Raw genomic sequence first — 3,675 nt, forward strand, 5'->3', positions numbered from 1 at the left:
GGGCGCGGGTGAGCTCGCGCCGTCAGCCGAGGACCTCCCCCGCCACGTCGACCACCCGGTCCCGGTCGGACGCGACCAGCCCGATCCGGGTCCGGCGGTCGACGATGTCGTCGACGGTCAGCGCGCCTTCGTGGCTGACCGCGTACTCGAACTCGGCGCGCAGCACGTCGATGCCGTCGGCGACCGGTTCGCCGGGCCGCTCGCACGTCGCGGCGGCGATCACGTTGGCGGACTCGGCGCCGAAGCGGGCCACCAGCGATTCCGGCAGCCCGGCCATCGGCGGTACCGCCGATCCAGGGTTGGCCGGCGCCCCGACCAGCGGCAGGTTCCGGGTCCGGCACGGCGCGGCGTCCAGGCCGCGCAGCCGCACCGCCCGGTCGAGCACGTCCTGGGCCATGTAGCGGTACTCGGTCAGCTTGCCGCCGATCACGCTGATCACCCCGGAGTCCGACTCGAGCACCGCATGGTTGCGGGAGATGTCGGCGGTCCGGTCGCCGCCGGCGTCCACCAGCGGGCGCAGCCCGGCGTAGGCGCCGATCACGTCATCGGCGCCCAGGGTGATCCCCAACGCCGTGTTCACCGTCTCCAACAGGAAGGAGACCTCCGCCGCGGTCGGTTGCGGTACATCGGGAATCGGCCCGGGCGCGTCCTCGTCGGTCAGCCCCAGGTAGACCCGGCCCAGCTGCTCGGGCATCGCGAAGACGAAGCGGTTGAGCGCACCGGGGATCGGTACGGTCAGCGCGGCGGTCGGGTGTCCGAGGTCGGCCGCGTCGAGGACCAGGTGGGTTCCCCGGCTGGGCCGCAGCCGCAACGACGGGTCGATCTCGGCGGCCCACACCCCGGTTGCGTTGACGACGGCGCGCGCCGCGACGTCGAAGGCCTCGCCACCGAGCTGATCGGTGAGTCGCGCCGAGGCGCCGGTGACCTGCGACGCCGCCAGATAGCTGAGCACCCGGGCACCGTACTGGGCCGCGGTGCGGGCCACCGCGGTGACCAGTCGGGCGTCGTCGACCAGCTGGCCGTCGTAGGCCAGCAGCCCGCCGTCCAGACCGTCGCGGCGCACCGCCGGCACCAGGTCGATCACCCGCTCCGGCGGCACCCGCCGCGACCCGGGCAGCACCGCCGACGGGGTGCCGGCCAGCCGGCGCAGCGCGTCGCCGGCGAGGAAGCCGCCCCGAACCAGCATCCGCTGCCGGCGGCGCATCGACCCCAGCAACGGGACCAGCTGCGGCATCGCGTGCACCAGGTGCGGCGCGGTGCGGGTCATCAGGATGCCCCGTTCGACGGCGCTGCGCCGGGCGATGCCGACGTTGCCGGTGGCCAGATAGCGCAGTCCGCCGTGCACCAGCTTGGAGCTCCACCGGCTGGTGCCGAACGCCAGGTCGCGCCGCTCTACCAGCGCCACCGAAAGGCCGCGGGCCGCGGCGTCCAGTGCGACGCCGGCGCCGGTGATTCCGCCGCCGATCACCAGCAGGTCCAGCGGCTCGCCGTCGGCCAGCCCGGCCAGCTCGGTGCGCCGACGGTCCGCGGTCAGCGCGGCGGAACCGGACATCTCGGGCATCAGGACCTATACTGTAACCCGTGACCATCCCCGATGAACTGCTACCGCCGATGAAGTGGAACGCCTGGGGCGACCCGGGCGCGGCCAAGCCGCTCTCCGACGGCGTCCGGTCACTGCTCAAACAGGCGCTCGGAGTTGACGGTTCGGCCACCCCGGAGCTGGATCCCGACCAGGTGCGACTGCGCCCGAGCGCGCTGAGCGATGCCGACCGGCAGGCACTGGCCGGCATCGTCGGCGCCGATCACTGCCGCACCGGCCACCACGACCGGCTGCTGCACGCCGGCGGCAAGTCCACCCTGGATCTGCTGCGGCGCGCCGACTCCGGGGCGCAGGACGCGCCCGACGCGGTGCTGCTGCCGGGTGGCGAGGATGAGATCGCGGCGATCCTGGACTACTGCTCCCGGCAGCGCATCGCGATCGTCCCGTTCGGCGGCGGCACCAGCGTGGTCGGCGGCCTCGACCCGACCCGCGCGGACTTCGCCGCGGTGCTGACGCTGGACCTGCGGCGGCTGGACCGACTGGTGGCCCTCGACGAGGTGTCCGGGCACGCCGACCTGGAGGCGGGCGTCACCGGCCCGAACGCCGAACGCCTCCTCGGTGCGCGCGGCTTCTCGCTGGGCCACTTCCCGCAGAGCTTCGAGTTCGCCACCATCGGCGGCTTCGCCGCCACCCGCTCCTCCGGCCAGGACTCGGCCGGCTACGGCCGCTTCGACGACATGGTCCGCGGCCTGCGGGTGGTCACCCCGGCGGGCGTGCTGGACCTGGGCCGGGCACCGGCCTCGGCGGCCGGGCCGGACCTGCGGGAGCTGCTGATCGGCTCGGAGGGTGTCTTCGGGGTGATCACCCGGGTGCGGCTGCGGGTGCACCCGGTGCCGGAGACCACCCGCTACGAGGCGTGGTCGTTTCCGGATTTCCCGGCCGGCGCCGCGGCGCTGCGTGCGGTCGTGCAGACCGGCACCGGCCCGACCGTCGTCCGGCTCTCCGACGAGGCCGAGACCGGGGTGAACCTGGCCACCACCGAGGCGATCGGCGGGCGGCAGATCACCGGCGGCTGCCTAGCGGTCACCGTGTTCGAGGGCAGCGCCGCGCACACCCAGGCTCGGCACGCCGAGACCGCCGCCGTGCTGGCCGCACACGGCGGCGTCTCGCTCGGTGCGGCGGCCGCCGAAGCCTGGGAGCGGGGCCGGTTCGCCGCGCCCTACCTGCGCGACTCGCTGCTGGCCGCCGGCGCGCTCTGCGAGACGTTGGAGACCGCCACCGACTGGTCCAATGTCGCCGCGCTGAAGGCCGCGGTCACCGACGCGTTGGTGAGCAGCCTGGCCGAGTCGGGCACCCCGGCGCTGGTGCTCTGCCACGTCTCGCACGTATATCCCACCGGCGCCTCGCTGTATTTCACCGTGGTCGCCGGCCAGCGCGGCAACCCGATCGACCAGTGGCGCGCCGCCAAGGCGGCCGCCTCCGAAGCGATCATGGCCACCGGCGGCACCATCACCCACCACCACGCCGTCGGCGCCGACCACCGGCCCTGGATGGGCCGGGAGGTGGGTGAGCTGGGGGTGGCGGTGCTGCGGGCGGTGAAGGCGACCCTGGATCCGGCCGGCATCCTCAACCCCGGCAAGCTGATCCCGTGAGACAGCGGGAGATCTCCGCAGTCACCCTGCTGACCAATCCCGCTTCCGGGCACGGCAACGCCCCCGGGGTGGCCGAGCGGGCGGTCGCCCGGTTGCGGCGACGCGGGGTGCAGGTCTCCGCCATCGTCGGCGCCGACGTCGACGACGCCCGCCGCCTCGTCGACGAGACGGTGGCCCGGGGCGCCGACGCGCTGGTCGTGGCCGGCGGCGACGGGATGATCTCGGTCGCCCTGCAAGGGCTGGCGCAGACCGACATTCCGCTGGGGGTCATCCCGGCCGGCACCGGCAACGACCACGCCCGCGAATACGGCATCCCCACCGGGGATCCGGATGCCGCGGCGGACGTGATCGCCGACGGCTGGGCCGAGACGGTGGACCTGGGCCGGATCGGCCGTGACGACGGAGCTAGCTGGTTCGGCACCGTCGCGGCGACCGGCTTCGACTCGCTGGTCAGCGACCGGGCCAACCGGATGCGCTGGCCGC

Annotated in this window: 3 protein-coding genes; 2 read left to right on the plus strand and 1 reads right to left on the minus strand. The window is 74.4% G+C overall.

Going from position 1 to position 3,675, the window contains the following annotated elements:
* Positions 1-22: 22 nt before the first annotated feature.
* Positions 23-1,552 (minus strand): glycerol-3-phosphate dehydrogenase/oxidase, encoded by a 1,530-nt coding sequence (locus AC2VNT_RS09510; RefSeq protein WP_486946621.1) that lies wholly within the window; start codon positions 1,550-1,552, stop codon positions 23-25.
* A gap of 59 nt (positions 1,553-1,611) precedes the next feature.
* Between AC2VNT_RS09510 and AC2VNT_RS09515 the strand changes: the two genes are divergently transcribed.
* Together AC2VNT_RS09515 and AC2VNT_RS09520 are read left to right on the plus strand one after the other, a co-directional pair.
* Positions 1,612-3,192, plus strand: coding sequence for an FAD-binding oxidoreductase (locus AC2VNT_RS09515; RefSeq protein WP_486946622.1), 1,581 nt, complete (start codon positions 1,612-1,614; stop codon positions 3,190-3,192).
* Positions 3,189-3,675: diacylglycerol kinase family protein (locus AC2VNT_RS09520; RefSeq protein WP_486946620.1), on the plus strand; the 487-nt coding region annotated here is incomplete at its 3' end. The genes AC2VNT_RS09515 and AC2VNT_RS09520, both read left to right, overlap by 4 nt.

The sequence above is a fragment of the Mycobacterium sp. TH-M15 genome (genome assembly GCF_057473705.1).

Coding starts and splice junctions, on each gene's coding strand:
- AC2VNT_RS09515 (WP_486946622.1), top strand. CDS start 1,612: ATGAAGTGGAACGCCTGGGGCGACCCGGGCGCGGCCAAGCCGCTCTCC.
- AC2VNT_RS09510 (WP_486946621.1), bottom strand. CDS start 1,552: ATGTCCGGTTCCGCCGCGCTGACCGCGGACCGTCGGCGCACCGAGCTG.